The organism is Lentilactobacillus buchneri (genome assembly GCF_018314255.1).
Classification (GTDB): Bacteria; Bacillota; Bacilli; order Lactobacillales; family Lactobacillaceae; genus Lentilactobacillus; species Lentilactobacillus buchneri.
Genome location: NZ_CP073066.1, coordinates 920,305 through 937,743, shown reverse-complemented (window position 1 = coordinate 937,743; position 17,439 = coordinate 920,305). Strand labels below are relative to the sequence as shown.

Genomic DNA, 17,439 nt, shown 5'->3' with positions numbered 1-17,439 from the left:
GTCGTGGTAATGTTGTAGAGCAATCCTTTCTTGGATGGATTTTTGTTGCATGCACAACACCTCGATTCAAAAAAAAGACTGCTACCGCTTTAACAACCCTACAAGCAAAAGTTATACCGTAAATTATTTCTCGGCACATTAACCACCTATTAGAACAATAACCAAATCAAAAACTCACAACTGTCGATTGGCAGTTGTGAGTTTTTTGTTATCTTCTATCATTGTCCACCAGCAAAATCCCTTTAAATACGCCTCCGGCTGACTTAACTTCTTATAATCCTGCTTGGACAACTGATAAACGATCGTATGCAGAATCGGGATCTGAGTCATTTTGACATTTCGCGAGTTGGCATAGACGTACAGATTGATGTTAACGTCGTGCGCCCGCTGGTGGAGCAAGTAGCGGTATTTGACCCGCAGACCAGTCGGTAGCTGGCCATTGACCGTGCTGCGGTCACTTTGACTGGTTAAGTTGGTGACGCGTTTGATTTTTGACTGGCTGGTGGTAGTTAAGATCTGGCGGTTATGCGCGTCGTAGACCGTGACCGAATCCTTTTTAGAAGCGGGAGTCCCTGCCGAACACGCGGAGAGCGCCATGCCTAATCCAATTGATAACATCAGCACTTTTGATCGTTGTTTCATTTGATTTACCCCAGGATTTACAGACCATTATTCAAAATGTTTCAAATCAATCTCATTGAGTTTGGACTTTCGAAAATAGAACATCGCGATCAGTACGAACAATACTAACTCACCAACGGTTGCCAGCGGTGAGAAGGTTGACGAGCCGACGTTGGCGAAGGTGCTGCCTGAAACCAAGACGATAGTAGCGTCCCAAGCCGCGTGAAACAGCATTGGAACGATAATTGATCCCGACCGCAGATAAAGGGCACTGAGTAGGAAACCGATACTTATGGCGCCGAAAATTTGAACCAGCGTTGATGAAACGGATTGGGACATAAAATTACTGCCGTGGGCGATCCCAAATAAGATGCTGGAAATGGTCACCGCGTACCAAATCGTTTTGGCTTTTGAAAAATGAGGAAAAGATTTCAAGAGGATGCCTAAAATCAATCCACGGAATAAATACTCTTCAAAAACGCCGGCACCGATTCCGGAAACGGCCGCCATCACGATGGTATGACCGCTGTGCGGGGCCAGTGAAATTAATAGCAAGTATAAAAGAACCAGAATAAATGGCACCGAAATTAATAGCGTTTTGCCAAAGTTGACAGTGGCTGCCAATCTGACGGGTTGCTTAACCCAATAATAATTTAACGCAAAAAAGATCACTAATAACAAAATTTCCTGAACAGCAATCTGTGAGATTTCGCCCATCCCAAGTGCCAATTCGGTTGAATAAATCGCGATCAACAGACCAAATACCAGCACTTCAAGAATGGCGACCTGCCAATAGCGATGTGTCACTGAATTTTCCAATCTAATCATTTCCCCTAAAAGTTAAATAAGTATTCTGACATATTTTTATTATTCACAATCTATGGCTGGTATGCAAGTATCTTGACGGCCGATTAGGGTTCAATGACCTGACTATTGACGTAGAACTTTTTACCGCCAACGTAATAGCGGATCGAAATGGTGACACTTTCATCATATTTTTTATCTTGCGCCGGATTAACGGTGGCCATGTGCTGGTCGGTTTTGGTGATCTTCAAACGGTAGCGGTGATTGCCCTTCTTGGCAACGTGCTTCATGGTCAGACCGCTGATTTTTGACTTGGTGTAGAAGTAATAGGCGTTACCCTTCTTCACCAACTTTTCCACTTTGGCAGCCGAATGCGGCTCTGGCATCTTTTTGACCCAGTAGTCGTAGCCGGTAAAATATTCCAGGTAGCCGTCATCGGTCACCCGCAGGCAGTTTTCGATTTTGTACTGCTGGCGCAGGGGGAAGGCCTTGGTGCCCTGCCAGATCAGACCACCGATCGTGCCGGTATACGGCTGCTTGAAGTAACTTTGGTAAGCCGGTGCGTGGACTTTTTTGAAGGTGCTGGACTTGGCCCAGATGCCGCTGGTGGTCGTCACGTTGTGGTAGGACTGGACGACGCCCTTTCGCAGTGACCAGTGCAGGCGGTTCAAATTGATGGTTAAGTAGGGATGCTTGGTTTTGCGGCTCTTGGTCAGGCTGCTGGATTTGAAGACCGTCCCCTTTGGAATGGTGATTTTGATGTTTTTATAGTGACTGTTGGTGGTGTGGATCGTCTTCTTGGCCATCAGGTATTGATTCTTGGAAAAATGCGATAGATAGGTGCTGGCATTTGCGGGCGCTGTTACACCGATCGTTAAGAGAACCCCCAGCGCAAACAGTCCGAATTGTAATCTGAATTTTGTCATGGTGCTTCCCCCCCTTTATTTAAACGTGGTCACGCTGTTATTTTCATACCAAGACTCCTTACCAACTTTGAAAATCCAATTGGTGAGGATCTTCTTGACCTTGGAGGTATTCGGAACGACGGTGATGGTGCCGGCCTCGGCATTGGTGATGGTCAATTGGTAATGTTGTTTTGACTTTTTAACAAAGGGAAGCTGTTTCACTCGTGATTTGGTGGTCAAAATCGTCTCGCCACTGGCCATTGGGTGGCTGGCCTTTTCGACTTTCAGGCTGGCGGTCGGTTTGGGTGAAACTTTGAAGACAAATGGCGAACTGGCATCGTATTCCAGGTAGCCGTCGGTCGTCACCCGTAGTCGAGCGGCAGCCGAAGTGGCGTAGTCAACTGGCAAACGGGTCCCTTTCCAGAGATTGCCGGTTTCGGTTCGGACCTTCCCCTGGGACTTCTTACCGTCGGACTGGGCAGCGTAGTAGCTCAGATAAGTTGGTTTGTGGATTTGCTTAAAATTGTAGCCTTTGGCGCGAATCCAGCGGCTGTAAATGGTTGGCTTTTTTACTGAGAGCAGCGGTTTTCGAATGTTATAGCTTAACCGGTCGACATAGACGTCGACATACTTATTGCCATGAAGGTGCTTGGTGCCGGCGACTTGAACCACCGTTCCTTTGGGCAAAGTGAGTTTGGCGTGCTTGTTGCTATTGTATGTACTGATGGTGCGCTGGGTTTTCAAAAAGCTGTTTTTGACCACGGTGGCGTGGGCTGGTTGAGCCTGGATAAATGTTGCCCCGAGCATGAATAACGCCCCCGCAATCAATTGAGTGGTTGGTTTCAATGTAGATTCCCCCTTGGATGGCACTTTAGATACGACCTATAAAATTATTGTAGCATTTTAGACGGCAAAAAAGCTGCCTAATCCTTTCAGATCAGGCAGCTTCAAGTTAAAAATTTAGTTATTCATCAATTTGTCAATCATCTTATCCACGGCATCAACGCAGCCGGCAAGTTTCTTATCAGCTGCGTCCTGGCTCTTGTCATCGACTTCCAAGTAGAACTTCACTTTAGGTTCAGTTCCGGAAGGCCGAACAGCCAGCCAGGTTTCATCGTCCAGCCAGTATTTCAAGACGTTGGACTTCGGCAGGTCAATGGTCGTCTGCTTGCCATCTTGATCCGTCAATTTTGATGACTGGTAATCTGCGTGACTCAAGACTTTGTGGCCGTTAAATTCAGTCAGTGGATTGTCACGGAGTTCAGACATGATGTGGGCCATCTTGTCTTTACCGTCGAGGCCGTCAAATTCCTTGGCGATGGTCTTTTCAGCATAGTAACCGTACTTCTGGAACATTTCTTGAACGCCGTCGTACAAGGTCTTGCCCTGACTCTTGTAGTAGGCAGCCACTTCAGCCAGTAACAATACGGTCTGAATGGCATCCTTGTCACGAACGAACGGCTTGATCAGATAACCAAAGCTCTCTTCAAAGCCAAACAGGAAGGTATGATCGTGTTCGGTTTCGTAGTGGTGAATGGCTTCGGCGATAAATTTGAAGCCGGTCAACACGTTGTTGGTGGCAACCCCGTACGAAGCGGCAATCTTGGGTGCCAAATCAGTTGAAACGATTGATTTAACGATCGTCCCATCGGCTGGCAGGTCGCCGGCTTTCTTCTTGGCAGCCAAAATGTAGTTCAGGAGGACACTGGCAATTTGGTTCCCACTTAAGAGGGTGTAGTCGCCATCAGGCTGACGAACGGCACAGCCTAAGCGGTCGGCGTCGGGATCAGAAGCGATCAGCACGTCGGCAGAGAGTTTCTTACCGAGTTCGCGGGCCAAATCAAAGGCTTGCGGGAACTCTGGGTTGGGAAATGGGGTGGTTGGGAATTCGGGGTCGGCGATAGTCTGTTCCAACACGACGACGTAATTCTTGAAACCAGCGGCTTCCAAGGCCCGGCGAGCGATAATTTTACCGGTTCCGTGAAGTGGTGAGTAGACGAATTTCATGTTGGCCCCAACGTTTTTGATCAGGTCGTGGTCGATGTTGACAGTTTGCACTTTTTCCAAGTAGGCTTGATCGACTGCTTCGCCGATCAGGTTCATGATTTTAGCTTCACGCAGCTCTTGTTCTGGCGTAACATTGATAGCGAACAAGTCGCTGTTCTTGCGGATATATGAAGTAATCAGATCCGATTCCTTCGGTGGCATCTGGCCGCCATCTTGGCCGTAAATCTTAAAGCCGTTGTATTGCTTCGGGTTGTGGGATGCGGTAATCATGATCCCGGCATAGGTGTTCAAATGGCGAACAGCGAATGACAACTCAGGGGTAGGGCGAATGTCGTCGAATACAAAGCTTGGGATATGGTGATAACCTAAGACTTTGGCAGATTCATGGGCAAATTCTTTTGAATAGTAACGGGAGTCAAAGCTGATGGCAACGCCGCGCTTGCGGGTGGCTTCATCCAAGGTATCCATAAATGATGCCAGGCCTTCAGCAGCTTGGCGAACGGTGTAGATGTTCATCCGGTTGGTGCCGGCACCGAGCACGCCACGCATTCCGGCAGTTCCAAATGAGAGAACCGTTCCGAATGCATCCTTTTTTTGATCTGAATCATTTTTCATTTTATTTAAATCAAGTACAAGATTTTCTGGTAAATTAGGTTGATTGGTCCATTGTTGGTAAGCGTCTTCAATTTTGTCGTCCACGACATGACCCTCCTTATATTTAAAATCAACCTAATTATAGAAATTTACCAGGCACACGTCAACAAGTTTACTAGCCAAAAACGCCAATATAACGGAATATCCTTGACATATCAAGGTAAAGAACATATATTTATTTTAGTAAATTAACTAAAAGGATTCGATACATAAATTCGCAGTATTTGTATGGAGGGGTGAGATCATGGCAACAATTAAAGACATCGCGCACAAGGCGGGGGTTTCAATCACCACTGTTTCGCGAGTGCTGAATTATGACAAATCATTATCTGTCAGTGACCTGACTCGCAAGAAGATTTTTGAGGCGGCCGAAGCGCTGGATTATACAAAAAAGAAGCGGTCGAGCTCAACTCGAGATACGATCGCGATTGTTGAATGGTACACCGAGCAGCAGGAACTCGATGATTTGTACTATTTGTCGATTCGGATGGGCGTGGAAAAGCAGGCCGAACGCGATCATTATAAGATCAAACGTTATTTTGCCGGCGATCCGCTGACTGCGATTGACGACGTGAGCGGCATCGTGGCGATTGGCAAGTTCAGTGATGCCCAGATTGAGGAGATGCAGGAAGTCAGTGACAACCTGGTCTTTGTTGACTTTGACACTTTGGCCAAGGGACATGATTGTGTGGTCACTGACTTTGACAGCTCCACTAAGTCTGTACTGAAATACTTCATTGAGAATGGCTTGAAGCGCATTGGGATGATCTCCGGTGTCGAATACAGCAGTGATCATCAGTTGAAGATTACCGACCACCGCTTCGATGTTTTCAAAAACTACCTCGAAAAGCGCTCCCTGTATGATCCAGCCAATGTATTTGTCGGTGATTACACCCTCCAGTCCAGTTATGACACCGTTGACGAAGCACTGAAACGGTCGAAGGAATCGTTCCCCAACGCGCTGTTTGTTTCCAACGACGCCATGGCAGTCGGTGCTTTGAAGGCGCTCCATGAAAATGGGGTGAAGGTGCCGGACGATGTTAGTTTAGTCAGTTTTAACGACACCGCGGTTGCCAAGTACGTGATCCCGTCACTGACGGCAGTTAAGGTTAATACTGGCAAGATGGGCGCCGTTGCGGTTCGCTTGTTGGGCTTGCTGGACAATAACCTGGACAACGATGAGCACACGCCGGAAAAAGTTGTTGTCGCCACCCGATTAGTGGAACGGGAGAGTGTCCGCAAGGGAAAGCCAATTCATGAGGCAGATTAACTTGTAAATTAACATCTAAAATGACCGCTAACGTTGAATTTGCGTTAGCGGTCATTATTGGTTACATAACATTTTTTGAACAGCAGATTATCCGAGTAAATAGGTGACGCCGGTCGACTCCCGACCAATAAAGGTGGTCATCTCCGGGTTGGTTGGCACGATGGAAATTGGTACAAATGGGAACTCATCGTTGAGCATTTCCCGCAAGAACTGGGCCCGGGCGTTGGTGCCGGAATGCAGAATCGTTAGTTTAACAATGCATTCGTCGTGCATCGCTTGCATTTGGGTCTGCCAGAATTCGTTGAGCGACTCGTCTTTGGAACCATGGGCAACCAGGTCGAAATCGTTATCGCCAAATTTGATCATGTAGGCGGTGTTGGCGTGTTTGCCCAAGAAGCCGCGAAGCTTGCCGATGATGCGATTGTTGACGATCTGCTGGTTGTTGCGGACCGAAAAGAAGATCCGGGTGCGGTTACGGATTTTGGTGAGTTGGGGCAAAATGTCCGGGATGGATTTACCTGCCGCGATGAGTTTGGCAGCTTCCAAGACCTGATAGGATAGTCCGGCGGCGGTCACCTGGCTGTTGACGACGGTGACTTGGCTGGTCGACTTGCTGGCAGCGGTCTTGGCATTGGCGTAAGTATTCGACAGCTTATCACTTAAATGAATCGAGAGAATCTGGCTGCCGTCAGCGCCCAACTCATTGTATAGTCGAGTGATTTCACCGACAGAGACGTCACCAATGATCGGCTTATTGGAACATTGATCAAATAATTGCAGGAACTTCTCGCTGCTAATTTTGTTGACATAACCAAGGAGCTTGCCATCCATAATAATTGGTGGATTCAGGACCGAAATTCCGTATGCTTGAAGGTCGATTTTTGATAAGTGGGCCGCAGAGTCGGTCACAAGTTTAATTTGATTCATCATTTTACCCCATTCCTCGAAAAATTATTATATTATTATTGTATAGCATGAATAACTATAATTGTTGCCTCGATTTAAAATTGAAGTGCAACACCTGCTCTACTAGACCAGTTCTTTATTCAGACTAGTCAAAAAGGCCATGAAGACCTATTCTTAATTCACCACAAACAAGAAAGAGGTATCTTCATGACCCGAATTAAGAATATCATATCTAATCAGTATCACCAACTCAATTTAGCTGAACGTGGTCGAATTGAATCCCTAAGGGACTTAGATTGGTCTATCCGCCGGATTGCCCAGGCCCTTCATCGTAATCCCAGCACGATTTCACGTGAATTAAAACGTGGGACAACGACACAGATTAACGCTAGTACTCATATCTTTGAACAGTCATATCTGGCAGAAACTGGTGAAGCAATTTATCGTAAGCACCGACTAAATAGCTGTTATCGTGGACTCTTTGATCATTGTCAAACCTTCTGTAATGCTTTGGTGACAGCTTTAAAAGCGCGTCCCAGGATGCATAGTGTGGATACTTTTGTCCACCAATTCAAGACTGATCACCCAAGGCTTGTCTGCCCCTCAACACCGACGGTGTACCGGTATTGATGACCAGCGTTTAGTTATCCGCAATTCAGACCTACAGCTAAACTACGTCGCCGGATAAATGCCCCGGGCAAAGCATCATCGAATCAATAAGAAAATCTGGCCATTCAATCGAAGAGCGTCCCGCCATGGTTCAAGCGCGTCAAGAGCTTGGACACTGGGAAGGTGACTTGGTCAAAGGCAAACGGGTTGAATCTGAGCCAGCATTAATGACTTTGACTGAACGTGTTAGTCGCTTAGAGATCATCGTTAAACTTCCCAATTATCATGCCGACACTTGCTTGAAAGCCCTCCAGAATACCTTATATGACTATGGAACCGAGCACTTTAAAACCATTACTTTTGATAATGGTGCTGAGTTCTCAAGCTTGAGTCAAGTCAAGGGAACTGACATCTACTTTGCCCATCCTTATTCACCATGGGAACGTGGAACCAATGAGAACACTAACGGCCTTTTGCGCGAGTTCTTCCCGAAGGGCAGATCCTTGGCTTCGGCCTCACTCATTGACATTCAGCTGGCTCAAGATACCTTAAACAACCGGCTACGGCGGTCATTGAACTATCGCTGCCCAGCCGATCTAATGCCTGAACTAGCTTAGCAACTAGACCACTTCTAAGAATAGATTCTTAGTGTTGCACTTGATTTGACAATTGAGGAACTATAATTGTTGTGTTTTGAAAAAGATTAGATTTTAATTCTAACTTTATTCACAAATTAGTCATGAAAGGGCGGAATTCCATGAAAGGCAAGTACGAAGTGAACCAATTCATCGGCGTCCCACTGGAAACCGATGACTCCGGCCAGTATCGCATCAAACGCGACGAATCCGGAGACTTTAAGCTACATAGCTGGCGGACCGGCAAACACACCAAGGGAAAGTTCAAGCAGGTCGGCCAGATCTTTATCACCGAGAATAATTTGATGGTTGGAATTATCCAAGCGATCCCAGTTGCTTTTAAGGATCGGCATCAGTACACACCACTGCAGCGGTTTACCAGTGAATATGTGTCTGATGAGGTTTTGAATGCGGGGAAAAAGAAACTCGAAAAATAGTGTTGGCGGCACTAATTGGGGGAGAATATGATTTATCTGAAACGAATCTTGAAATATATTGGCATCTTTATTGTGGGCGTTGTCGTGCTGATTGCGCTCATGTCACTGTCTCCCAAGGAATCAGTGCGAGTTAGAATTGCCTTTGCTGGGCACCCGGCACTGGCAGTTAAGTGTAATCCAAAGTTGGAAAAGGGCTATCGGGATCCTCATTATCTGATTCCATACAAGCAAGCCTACCTCTCTGATGATGGTTCATGGTAGATTGTAAAATTAATCCGAACGCTGTTCGGGCAAAAAAGATCAGCTTCCTTTAAAATGGTGTTTACCACAAACCCATCTTTTAGGAGCTGATCTTTTGTCTAGTATAACCTATTCCGAACGAATTAAAATCGAAACCTTTTGTGAACTAGGGCTGTCCAATATCCAAATGGGCGTTCGGCTGAACCGATCACCGTCAACAATTTCTTATGAATTATCTCGATGTCAACCTTATCAGGCTGAATTAGCACAAACAGATGCCGAATACAAGCGATCACGATGTGGTCGGAAAACTAAGCTGAGCGATGAGTTAAAGCAAAAAATTCTCAACCATTTACGTCTAAGCTGGTCACCAGGAATGATTGCTCACGAATTTAAACTAGCTACTAAATCTATTATAATTGGCTAAATCAGGGAGAATTGATTTCTCCTTGAATGATCTACCTGAACATGGCGTACGCCAACGGCGTAACGTTGACCAACGATCCAAATATAATCATCTTTGGGCGATCAATTGAACAGCGTCCCATGATGATTAATCAACGTAATCGCATCGGCGATTTTGAACTAGATACAGTCGTTGGTCCTCGTGGGCATAGTAAGGCAGTTTTATTAACTTTAATCGATCGCAAATCACGGTTCCTTTGGGCATACCGGTTAAAAGATCGGACGACAGCGACTGTTAATGAAGCACTAACTAAGTTCCTAACCACTTTTAATGGTCCGGTGCACAGCTTTACTGTGGACCGTGGCACTGAGTTTAGTGGGCTAGTATCACTTGAATCACAATATGGTATTAAGACCTATTACTGCCATGCTTATACGCCAGCTGAGCGCGGCAGTAATGAACGATTTAATCGGAACTTACGCTATTTTTATCCTAAGGGGACTTATTTTGAGCACATTAGTGCTCAAGGCTTGAAAACCACCTTACTCGAAATTAATCAGAGACCACTTAAAATACTTGACTGGCAAACACCTTATCAGGTCATGCTGACCAATTTGTCAAAAAATTCGGATTAAATTTGCAATCTACCTCATACATGGTGAACGAATTTGCGGTTAAGCGGGTTTTGGTGTTTCATTATGCCAAACAGGTGGTTCCGATACTGTAGTTGGGAATGACCCTATAAGTGCAGACAAACGGGAAGCTGATCATTCAGCTTCTTTTTTTGCGGGAAGGAGTGTAAGCGCTTGCTAAATTAATTTAAATCGGTTATATTATCCTCAAATGGTGTATCGATACACCTAAGTCAACAAGCATTGAAAGGACGTATGACTATGACAAATTTTGACAAAGACAGTTTTTCACTTAAAGGTAAGGTTGCCTTAATTACCGGTGGTGCAGAGGGGTTGGGCCGCAATTATTCAATTGCCCTGTCAATGTATGGGGCTGATATCTTCATCGTCAGCCGGACGCAAAATGGTTGGGACGAGATCCGCCAGATTATCACCGACAATGGTCAACAAGCCGGCTTTTTGAAAATGGATATTACGGAAGTCGGTGCGGCGGAAAAGATTGTCCAAAGTGTCATCGATCAATTTGGCCACTTGGATATTTTGGTTAATAATGCCGGGATGCAGATTCGTAATGACGTGCTGGCATTTGAGGATGCTGACTGGCAGAAGGTCATCAATTTGAATTTAAATGCCCTTTACTATCTGTCTCATGAAGCTGCTAAGGTGATGACCAAGCAAAAGAGCGGCAAGATTATCAACATTGGATCGATGCAGTCTTATCGGGCCGGCAAATTTATTTTCCCGTACACCGCCAGTAAACACGCCGTTTTAGGCTTAACCAAAGCATATGCGGATGCATTGGCACCCTACAACATTCAGGTTAATGGGCTTGCTCCAGGGTATATCAAAACCAACATGACCAAGGCCCTCCAAGACGATCCGGTTCGCGGTCCAGAAATTAAGGAACATATTCCATCAGGTGAGTGGGGCGTTCCTGAAGAATTGATGGGCCCAATGGTCTTTTTGGCCAGCCAGGCATCTGATTATGTGACCGGAGTCATGCTGCCGGTGGATGGGGGTTATTTGCTCAGATAAATTAAATTCAATAGCGTACCTAAAGAAATTAATCGATTTGAATTCAGTTGGACAGGCACTATCTGAAAGGACGCATGTATTATGCCATTATTAATTGTTGCGATTGGGGTTGCCCTGTTAGTCTTCTTAATCACAGTGGTCAAGCTCAACACATTCCTGTCGTTGGTCATTACGTCGTTTATTGTTGCCCTGATGCTGCAGATCCCCGTTGCCAAGATTCCTCTGAGTATTGAAACTGGAATTGGCGGTCAACTGGGACATTTGGCAATTATCTTTGGGTTTGGTTCGATGCTTGGTAAATTGGTTTCTGATTCCGGTGGGGGTTATCGAATTGCCCACACCTTGATTGAGAAATTTGGCAAGCGCCACATCCAGATTGCCGTTGTTCTGGCAGCTTTCATCGTTGGTTTGGCATTATTCTTTGAAGTTGGCTTGGTTGTTTTACTGCCAATTATCTTCGTGATCGCCAGAGAACTTGACTTGCCGCTGATGTATTTAGGAATTCCGATGGCTGCGACGCTGAACGTAACACACGCTTTTCTGCCGCCACATCCAGCTCCAACTGCTATTTCCGGAATTCTTCACGCACCTCTGGGGCAAGTCCTCTTGATTGGAATTGTCGTTTCAATTCCAACGATTATTGTCGCTGGGCCTTTGTTTAACATGTTTTTGCACAAAGTCTATCCAAAGGTCTACCGACGAAATATTGACATCAGCACTTTAGGAAAGTTCAAAGAATTTGAGATTGAAGACACCCCTGGGTTTGGCATCAGTGCTTTAACTTCCATGATGCCGGTCATCTTGATTGCCTTGGCAACGATTATGTCATTCATCCTCCCGGCAACCAATCCAATCAACGAAGGCATTCAATTTGTCGGTGCACCGGACGCCGCCATGCTCATTTCCCTGGTATTTGCCATTTACACGATGGGATTGGCCCGAAATAAAAAGATGCAGGAAATTAGTGAATCGATGGTCACGGCCATTAAACAGATTGCGATGATGCTGCTGATTATCGGTGGTGGTGGCGCTTTTAAACAGGTTTTGATGGATGGTGGAATTGCCAAATATATTTCTGACATCTTCACCAATATGAATATGTCACCACTGATTGCGGCGTGGATTGTTGCCGCGTTACTGCGTGTCAGCCTGGGGTCGGCAACCGTTGCCTCACTGACCGCAGCCGGACTGGTAGCGCCCTTAGTTGCTTCGTCTGGGGCCAGCCCAGTATTGATGGTGTTAGCGGTCGGTGCCGGTTCCGTGTTCGCTGACCACGTTAACGACGCTGGCTTCTGGATGATTAAGGAATACTTTGGTTTGACACTGAAAGAAACCTTCTTATCGTGGACGACTCTGACGTCGGTGTTATCTGTGACCGGCCTGTTATCAGTCTTAGCGGTTTCGATGTTTATGTAGCGAACAAAAGAGTGAGGTGTTTCGATCCCAGAACTTAAGCAAACAAACGAGTCATTCCAAAATTAGGAATGACTCGTTTGTTTGCTTAATGACTTGGCTCAGCCGATTGCCGCATGCTTAAGCACGATAGCAGTGGTCAAGAGAGACCAAGACATAACTGACAAATAGTTAAGTTCTGAACTTAAAATGAATGGCCGGCGACTCTGATTGCCGGAACTAATTTTGTTTTCAGGACCAAAGCCGGATCTTTAATTGATTGCAGAAGCATGGCGGCTGCACTACGGCCGATTTCTTTAGGATCCTGTTCCATCAAATCAATCCCGTCACCGACAAATTGCGACCAATTCCAGTCATCAAAGCTGGCCAGGCCAACTTGATCTGGGAAGGCCAACTTAAGGGATCTCAATGAAGCCAGGGTTTTGAATAATAATGGCCCCATCAATGAGACAATCACGGTTTTGCCCGAGAAATTGGCAACTTTTTCTTGAATCTGTTCAGTCAACCAGTTGTCTGGGTGGCCGGCAATGTTAATTTCTGTAACTGTCGTTTGGGTGCCGTCGATGGCAGCCTTAAACCCAACCACCCGCGGGGCCTGGGCAGAAATTGAAACGGTCGTGCTGCTGATTAGCAGGATTTGGCGATACCCCGCGGCAATCAATTCGGTGCCAAATTGCTGACTGGCGGCCAAGTTGTTGGTCATGACTTTACCGACACTGGCTGGCACATTTCCCAAGTCACGGTCGACGGTGATCAGTGGGACTTTTTCTTTCAGCAGCATCTGATAGTCATCGATCGTCGTTTGGCTTGGTTGAATGATGAAACCATCGACCCGCTGCTCCATTAGGCGGTTAATCCCCTTTTGCTCATCGTCGGCTGAGTTGTTGGCATTTAAAAGCAATACGCTGTAATCGTAGGGATGGAGGACCTCTGAGATGCCACTGAAGAGTAGTGACGAGAAGACGTTGGAAATGTCACCGACGATGACACCAATGACCTTGGACTGATTGGTCCTGAGGCGCCTGGCCGATGCTGAAGGGTGGTAATTTAACCGGTGAATGACGGTTTCAATTTTAGCTTGAGTTTTGGTGCTCATTTTGGCAAAGTTTCCATTGAGGTATCTGGAGACCGTCGTCACCGAAACACCAGCGGCCTTTGCCACATCTGAGATTGTCACAGTTTTCATCATTTACCATCCTCGTTTATTAATTAATCCCATCATAACTCAAATCGTAAATTTGATGTGGCTAAAAAAATGACCTCCAAGCCAAAAGCTTGAAGATCATTTGAATGCCTAGCACGAAACTAGTGCGGGTATTTGATTAACCACTGAAAAATTACTTCTTGAGTAATGCCTCAGCTTTGCTCTTAAGATCATCAGTTGACATGTTCATGTAAGGTTCAACATCTTTTTCAGTCTTGAGAGTGTCGTGGTCGTTTTTCTCCATGTAATAGTCCCAAATAGCATCACGGACTGGTAATTTTTGATCGCTCCAGTCGAATGCCTCAGACATCATTTTGTTCAATAATGGAGATTCTGCACCTGGTTCTTCAGCCATAAATAATTACCTCCTTCTATTTGATCTAACTTCATTATAGTTCTTTTTGAGAAAGTGGCTCAAAATTTGTTCGATTTATTTGCATGATTAAGCTGCCGGCTGAACTTTTACAATCCAATTTACCTGTGGGTCGGGCTTGTTGAGGGTTTCAATATCTTTGCCGATTTCTTTGTTCCGGGCCACAATCCGACCCGAAATTGGTGATTTCAATGTTTCCACCGATTTGTCACCTTCGATGTCCAACAGATCGTCATCGACTTCAATCGTGTCTAACTGGTTGGGAAAATCAGCGAAAGTAATCTTACCCATCAAATCATAGACCGATTTGTCGATGCCCAATAGATAGTTACCGTCAGCTTCTTTTCGATACCAGATTCCATCTTTAACCTGGGCCGGAGCCTGAGCAGACTGCTTTTTGCCAGTAAAGAAATTGATGATTTTTTGCCAAATTGAAATTTTTGCCATAACGACACCGCCTCGATATTATTTACCTCAATTATACCGTATAATTAGAGATGTACGAGAATTTGAACAAAGGGGGAATGTCAGATGTACCTAATCGATATTTCCAGGAATGGCAAGCCCAGCTATGACGCGCGGGTGAACCAATCATTGGACAATTATTTTGTGAATGATCTCAAACTTCCTGGACACGGATTTATGTTCTATATTAACAAGCCATCGGTGATTATTGGCCGAAATCAAAACGTGTGGGCTGAAGTCGATATCGACTATCTGCACGAGCACGACATTGAGTTGGTCCGGCGAACGTCTGGCGGCGGGGCTGTCTATCACGATATGGGGAACTTCATCTTTGAAAACATTTTGACGGATAACGCCGACGACTTTGGTGATTATGGGCATTTTGCAGAACCAGTTTTGAAAGCGCTTCGTAAATTAAACATCGACGTCAAAATGAGGGAGAATTCCAGTGACCTCATTTTGGACGGTAAGAAGTGGTCTGGCATGACCATGTTTAAAAGCGGCCAAGGCTTGGCGGCCGGCGGAACGATTATGTATGATTTGAACATTGAAAATGCCAGAAAAGTCCTCACTGAAGACCAGATGGAAATCCAAAAGGGCTTGGGAGTCCGCTCCAAGCGCAGCCCAATTGTTAACCTGAAGGACTTTCTTCCGGATGGGATGACGATGGCTGATTTCCGCGAATACCTGCTCAAAGAAATCTTTGAAGTCAAATCCCTGGATGACATTGAAACCTACCATATGACTGATCAGGATTGGGAAGTTGCTGACAAACGCCTGGCAGAAACCTATGGGACCGACGCCTGGAACTTTGGCCATAATCCTGGCTATTACGATTACGCTGATACTGAATTTGATCAGGGCAAGCTGGGAATCAACTGGACGATTGACGACGGCAAGCTTTCCCATCTGAAGTTCAACCCGTTCTTCAAGGTTGATGGCGATCTGAACGCCATCGAAGCCGCCTTAAGTGGGAAGAAACCTAGTCGGTGGAATGTTAAGCGTGCGGTTAAGAAGGCTGGGATTGAGACGGTTGATGAGGAGCAGTTGACTGACTTTTTGATGAGTAGTTTTGATAAGAGTGAATAGGTTCTTGTGAGTGGACATTCAATGTTTTGATCACAGGATCCGGTCCAGTTGGCTGTTGATCTTAACGGAAGTCAGAACATCATTATAAATGAGCTAACCCTGTGAATTGAAGCGTTGTAATTCAATTCACAGGGCTTTTATTATGGCTTCTTATAGGGTTGAAATGGGTCCAATTCCCTTCAAATCTGTCTCAAATATTGACTTCAATCCATTGAATTATAAAGAAGGGTGACAGAATAATGGTATACGTTTTGTGAATACCTTAACATGGGCCTACGTTAATTCGTAAAAGTCCAATTGTACAGGGGTTTGCATTCAAGATATGATTTAAGTGTCAAAGGGATATGGTACTAAAAAACTTTGAATGATATTTCCATCCAAAAATGTAAGCGCAAACATTTTAACTATCACCACATATTTAAAGAAAAGAGGAAATCATGATGAAACAACAATTTGCACGACCGGTATCGGTTATCGGGACAAGTAGTCTTCCTCAACGAAGTTTTGACGATCCTAAAATGGCTGGTCTTTCGCCTTATGAACTATGGGCAGATGCTTGTCATCAAGCAATGGATGATGCGCATGTTAAACCAAAAGATATTGACAAAGTGGTTTATTCCCAGTTCGCTAACTTCATCACCATGGGTGGTGTGATGGCTCCGGTCGGCAGCTTAGAGGAGTGGGCAGGGTTGGCAGGTAAACCAATCACGCATATCGAGCAGGCCTGTGCTGGCGGATATATTGCCTTTACTGAAGCTGTAAATAGTGTTGCATCGGGACAATATGACATTGTTTTAGTTGCCGGATTAGAGAATCCTAAACATTTCAATTCTCGAAATCAACCAGCATATAAATTAAAACCTATTAAAGAGTATGACAATGGTTGGTGGTCACCAGGTCGGGTATTGTTTGATACTGCCTACACGCGTTTTGATGGTGTCAGTGATAATTTGCTTACTGAAGAACAAGGCAAATATTACATTAAACACTATGGAATTACCGAGGATGAACTGGATGACACTTATAACTCAATGGCAATGAATCTTCGATATAATGCCTCACACAATCCTCGTGCCTTGATGCATGAAAGATATGAGGACATCGCTAAGAAGGCCGGCTACGACGATCCATTGGAATATATGAGATCAGAACATAATCCTAAAATCACTCAATATATTCGCAAGAGCGGCAGTGTTCTCCATAACATGGAAGCCGGAGCGATTGTTGTGTGCTCTGCTGACATTGCTAAGAAATATTCAGATCACCCTATTCAAGTGATTGACGATGCAACTGTCTCAAACACAACTAGGTATCCTTTTAACTTCCATCAAATGAACGTTGATGTCAGAGACAATCTTTACAAGAAGCACCCTGGAATTAAAGGGAGCGACTTTGATTTGATGATTACCACTGTTATGACCTCTGGTGAACAACTGGATAGTGCCGAAGTGTTCGGGTATCTACCTGAGGGTGAAGGCTACAAGTATGAGTTGGAAGGTAAGACGCGATTTGATGCTGAGAAACCAATTAACCCTCATGGAGGCGATATTAGCTTTGGGCATGGTTTTGGGTGTGCTGGAGTATGTATGCTCGGAGAAGCAATTTTACAGATGCGCGGTGAAGCTGGTGGCTCGCAAGTTCCCAAGCCTGTTAATAAGTGCCTTGTACGAGGTATGGGTGGCGGCCATACAACAGTTGGTATTATTTTGGAAGATCAAAATTGAGGAGTGAGTA

The 17,439-nt window shown here is 45.3% G+C and carries 16 protein-coding genes and 2 pseudogenes; 9 read left to right on the top strand and 9 right to left on the bottom strand.

Annotation, left to right across the window (positions count from 1 at the left end):
- Positions 1-174: 174 nt before the first annotated feature.
- The 5 genes from KE627_RS04575 to KE627_RS04555 all read right to left on the bottom strand — a co-directional run bounded on the left by KE627_RS04575 (position 175) and on the right by KE627_RS04555 (position 5,036).
- Complete coding sequence (locus KE627_RS04575) at positions 175-642, bottom strand: hypothetical protein (RefSeq protein WP_013728853.1); 468 nt, start codon at positions 640-642, stop codon at positions 175-177.
- Positions 643-669: 27 nt separating this feature from the next.
- Positions 670-1,449 (bottom strand): CPBP family intramembrane glutamic endopeptidase, encoded by a 780-nt coding sequence (locus tag KE627_RS04570; RefSeq protein ID WP_056939282.1) that lies wholly within the window; start codon positions 1,447-1,449, stop codon positions 670-672.
- Between the two features lie 83 nt (positions 1,450-1,532).
- On the bottom strand, positions 1,533-2,351 hold the full coding sequence (locus tag KE627_RS04565; protein ID WP_013728851.1) for a hypothetical protein: 819 nt from the start codon (positions 2,349-2,351) through the stop codon (positions 1,533-1,535).
- A gap of 15 nt (positions 2,352-2,366) precedes the next feature.
- Positions 2,367-3,176: a hypothetical protein gene (locus tag KE627_RS04560; RefSeq protein WP_013728850.1), complete on the bottom strand. Its 810-nt coding sequence runs from the start codon at positions 3,174-3,176 to the stop codon at positions 2,367-2,369.
- 114 nt (positions 3,177-3,290) lie between these two features.
- Positions 3,291-5,036, bottom strand: a complete 1,746-nt coding sequence (locus KE627_RS04555) for a phospho-sugar mutase (protein ID WP_056939281.1) — start codon at positions 5,034-5,036, stop codon at positions 3,291-3,293.
- 199 nt (positions 5,037-5,235) lie between these two features.
- On the opposite strand from KE627_RS04555, the gene KE627_RS04550 reads away from it, so the two are divergent.
- Entirely contained in the window at positions 5,236-6,261 is a 1,026-nt protein-coding gene (locus KE627_RS04550) for a LacI family DNA-binding transcriptional regulator (RefSeq protein ID WP_013728848.1), read from the top strand.
- Between the two features lie 87 nt (positions 6,262-6,348).
- On the opposite strand, the gene KE627_RS04545 is transcribed toward KE627_RS04550, so the two are convergent.
- Complete coding sequence (locus KE627_RS04545) at positions 6,349-7,188, bottom strand: DegV family protein (protein ID WP_041805757.1); 840 nt, start codon at positions 7,186-7,188, stop codon at positions 6,349-6,351.
- A gap of 186 nt (positions 7,189-7,374) precedes the next feature.
- On the opposite strand from KE627_RS04545, the pseudogene KE627_RS12505 reads away from it, so the two are divergent.
- The 6 genes and pseudogenes from KE627_RS12505 (at position 7,375) to KE627_RS04515 (ending at position 12,577) form a co-directional block, all read left to right on the top strand.
- Positions 7,375-8,393, top strand: a pseudogene (locus tag KE627_RS12505) (IS30 family transposase).
- Positions 8,394-8,533: 140 nt separating this feature from the next.
- Positions 8,534-8,848 (top strand): DUF7671 family protein, encoded by a 315-nt coding sequence (locus tag KE627_RS04535; protein ID WP_013728846.1) that lies wholly within the window; start codon positions 8,534-8,536, stop codon positions 8,846-8,848.
- 27 nt (positions 8,849-8,875) lie between these two features.
- On the top strand, positions 8,876-9,109 hold the full coding sequence (locus KE627_RS04530) for a hypothetical protein (RefSeq protein WP_173667686.1): 234 nt from the start codon (positions 8,876-8,878) through the stop codon (positions 9,107-9,109).
- 94 nt (positions 9,110-9,203) lie between these two features.
- Positions 9,204-10,129, top strand: a pseudogene (locus tag KE627_RS04525) (IS30 family transposase).
- Between the two features lie 258 nt (positions 10,130-10,387).
- Positions 10,388-11,161: an SDR family NAD(P)-dependent oxidoreductase gene (locus KE627_RS04520; RefSeq protein ID WP_056938627.1), complete on the top strand. Its 774-nt coding sequence runs from the start codon at positions 10,388-10,390 to the stop codon at positions 11,159-11,161.
- A gap of 81 nt (positions 11,162-11,242) precedes the next feature.
- The gene (locus tag KE627_RS04515; RefSeq protein ID WP_013728843.1) at positions 11,243-12,577 is read left to right on the top strand and encodes a gluconate:H+ symporter; all 1,335 of its coding nucleotides are present in this window, start codon (positions 11,243-11,245) and stop codon (positions 12,575-12,577) included.
- Positions 12,578-12,758: 181 nt separating this feature from the next.
- Here KE627_RS04515 and KE627_RS04510 read toward each other — a convergent pair whose 3' ends face one another.
- The 3 genes from KE627_RS04510 to KE627_RS04500 all read right to left on the bottom strand — a co-directional run bounded on the left by KE627_RS04510 (position 12,759) and on the right by KE627_RS04500 (position 14,598).
- Complete coding sequence (locus KE627_RS04510; RefSeq protein ID WP_082602299.1) at positions 12,759-13,763, bottom strand: LacI family DNA-binding transcriptional regulator; 1,005 nt, start codon at positions 13,761-13,763, stop codon at positions 12,759-12,761.
- A gap of 148 nt (positions 13,764-13,911) precedes the next feature.
- The gene (locus KE627_RS04505; RefSeq protein ID WP_013728841.1) at positions 13,912-14,133 is read right to left on the bottom strand and encodes a P8 family protein; all 222 of its coding nucleotides are present in this window, start codon (positions 14,131-14,133) and stop codon (positions 13,912-13,914) included.
- An 87-nt stretch (positions 14,134-14,220) separates the two neighbouring features.
- Positions 14,221-14,598 (bottom strand): glycine cleavage system H family protein, encoded by a 378-nt coding sequence (locus KE627_RS04500; protein WP_013728840.1) that lies wholly within the window; start codon positions 14,596-14,598, stop codon positions 14,221-14,223.
- An 84-nt stretch (positions 14,599-14,682) separates the two neighbouring features.
- Between KE627_RS04500 and lplA the strand changes: the two genes are divergently transcribed.
- On the top strand, positions 14,683-15,705 hold the full coding sequence (lplA, locus tag KE627_RS04495) for a lipoate--protein ligase (protein WP_056938628.1): 1,023 nt from the start codon (positions 14,683-14,685) through the stop codon (positions 15,703-15,705).
- A 437-nt stretch (positions 15,706-16,142) separates the two neighbouring features.
- Positions 16,143-17,429, top strand: a complete 1,287-nt coding sequence (locus KE627_RS04490; protein ID WP_013728838.1) for a thiolase family protein — start codon at positions 16,143-16,145, stop codon at positions 17,427-17,429.
- The last annotated feature ends 10 nt before the right edge of the window (positions 17,430-17,439 follow it).

Bases quoted from the DNA above. Each gene is read 5' to 3' on its own strand.
- KE627_RS04575 (WP_013728853.1), bottom strand. From the start codon at position 642: ATGAAACAACGATCAAAAGTGCTGATGTTATCAATTGGATTAGGCATG.
- KE627_RS04570 (WP_056939282.1), bottom strand. From the start codon at position 1,449: ATGATTAGATTGGAAAATTCAGTGACACATCGCTATTGGCAGGTCGCC.
- KE627_RS04565 (WP_013728851.1), bottom strand. From the start codon at position 2,351: ATGACAAAATTCAGATTACAATTCGGACTGTTTGCGCTGGGGGTTCTC.
- KE627_RS04550 (WP_013728848.1), top strand. From the start codon at position 5,236: ATGGCAACAATTAAAGACATCGCGCACAAGGCGGGGGTTTCAATCACC.
- KE627_RS04545 (WP_041805757.1), bottom strand. From the start codon at position 7,188: ATGAATCAAATTAAACTTGTGACCGACTCTGCGGCCCACTTATCAAAA.
- KE627_RS04535 (WP_013728846.1), top strand. From the start codon at position 8,534: ATGAAAGGCAAGTACGAAGTGAACCAATTCATCGGCGTCCCACTGGAA.
- KE627_RS04530 (WP_173667686.1), top strand. From the start codon at position 8,876: ATGATTTATCTGAAACGAATCTTGAAATATATTGGCATCTTTATTGTG.
- KE627_RS04520 (WP_056938627.1), top strand. From the start codon at position 10,388: ATGACAAATTTTGACAAAGACAGTTTTTCACTTAAAGGTAAGGTTGCC.
- KE627_RS04515 (WP_013728843.1), top strand. From the start codon at position 11,243: ATGCCATTATTAATTGTTGCGATTGGGGTTGCCCTGTTAGTCTTCTTA.
- KE627_RS04510 (WP_082602299.1), bottom strand. From the start codon at position 13,763: ATGATGAAAACTGTGACAATCTCAGATGTGGCAAAGGCCGCTGGTGTT.
- KE627_RS04505 (WP_013728841.1), bottom strand. From the start codon at position 14,133: ATGGCTGAAGAACCAGGTGCAGAATCTCCATTATTGAACAAAATGATG.
- KE627_RS04500 (WP_013728840.1), bottom strand. From the start codon at position 14,598: ATGGCAAAAATTTCAATTTGGCAAAAAATCATCAATTTCTTTACTGGC.
- lplA (WP_056938628.1), top strand. From the start codon at position 14,683: ATGTACCTAATCGATATTTCCAGGAATGGCAAGCCCAGCTATGACGCG.
- KE627_RS04490 (WP_013728838.1), top strand. From the start codon at position 16,143: ATGATGAAACAACAATTTGCACGACCGGTATCGGTTATCGGGACAAGT.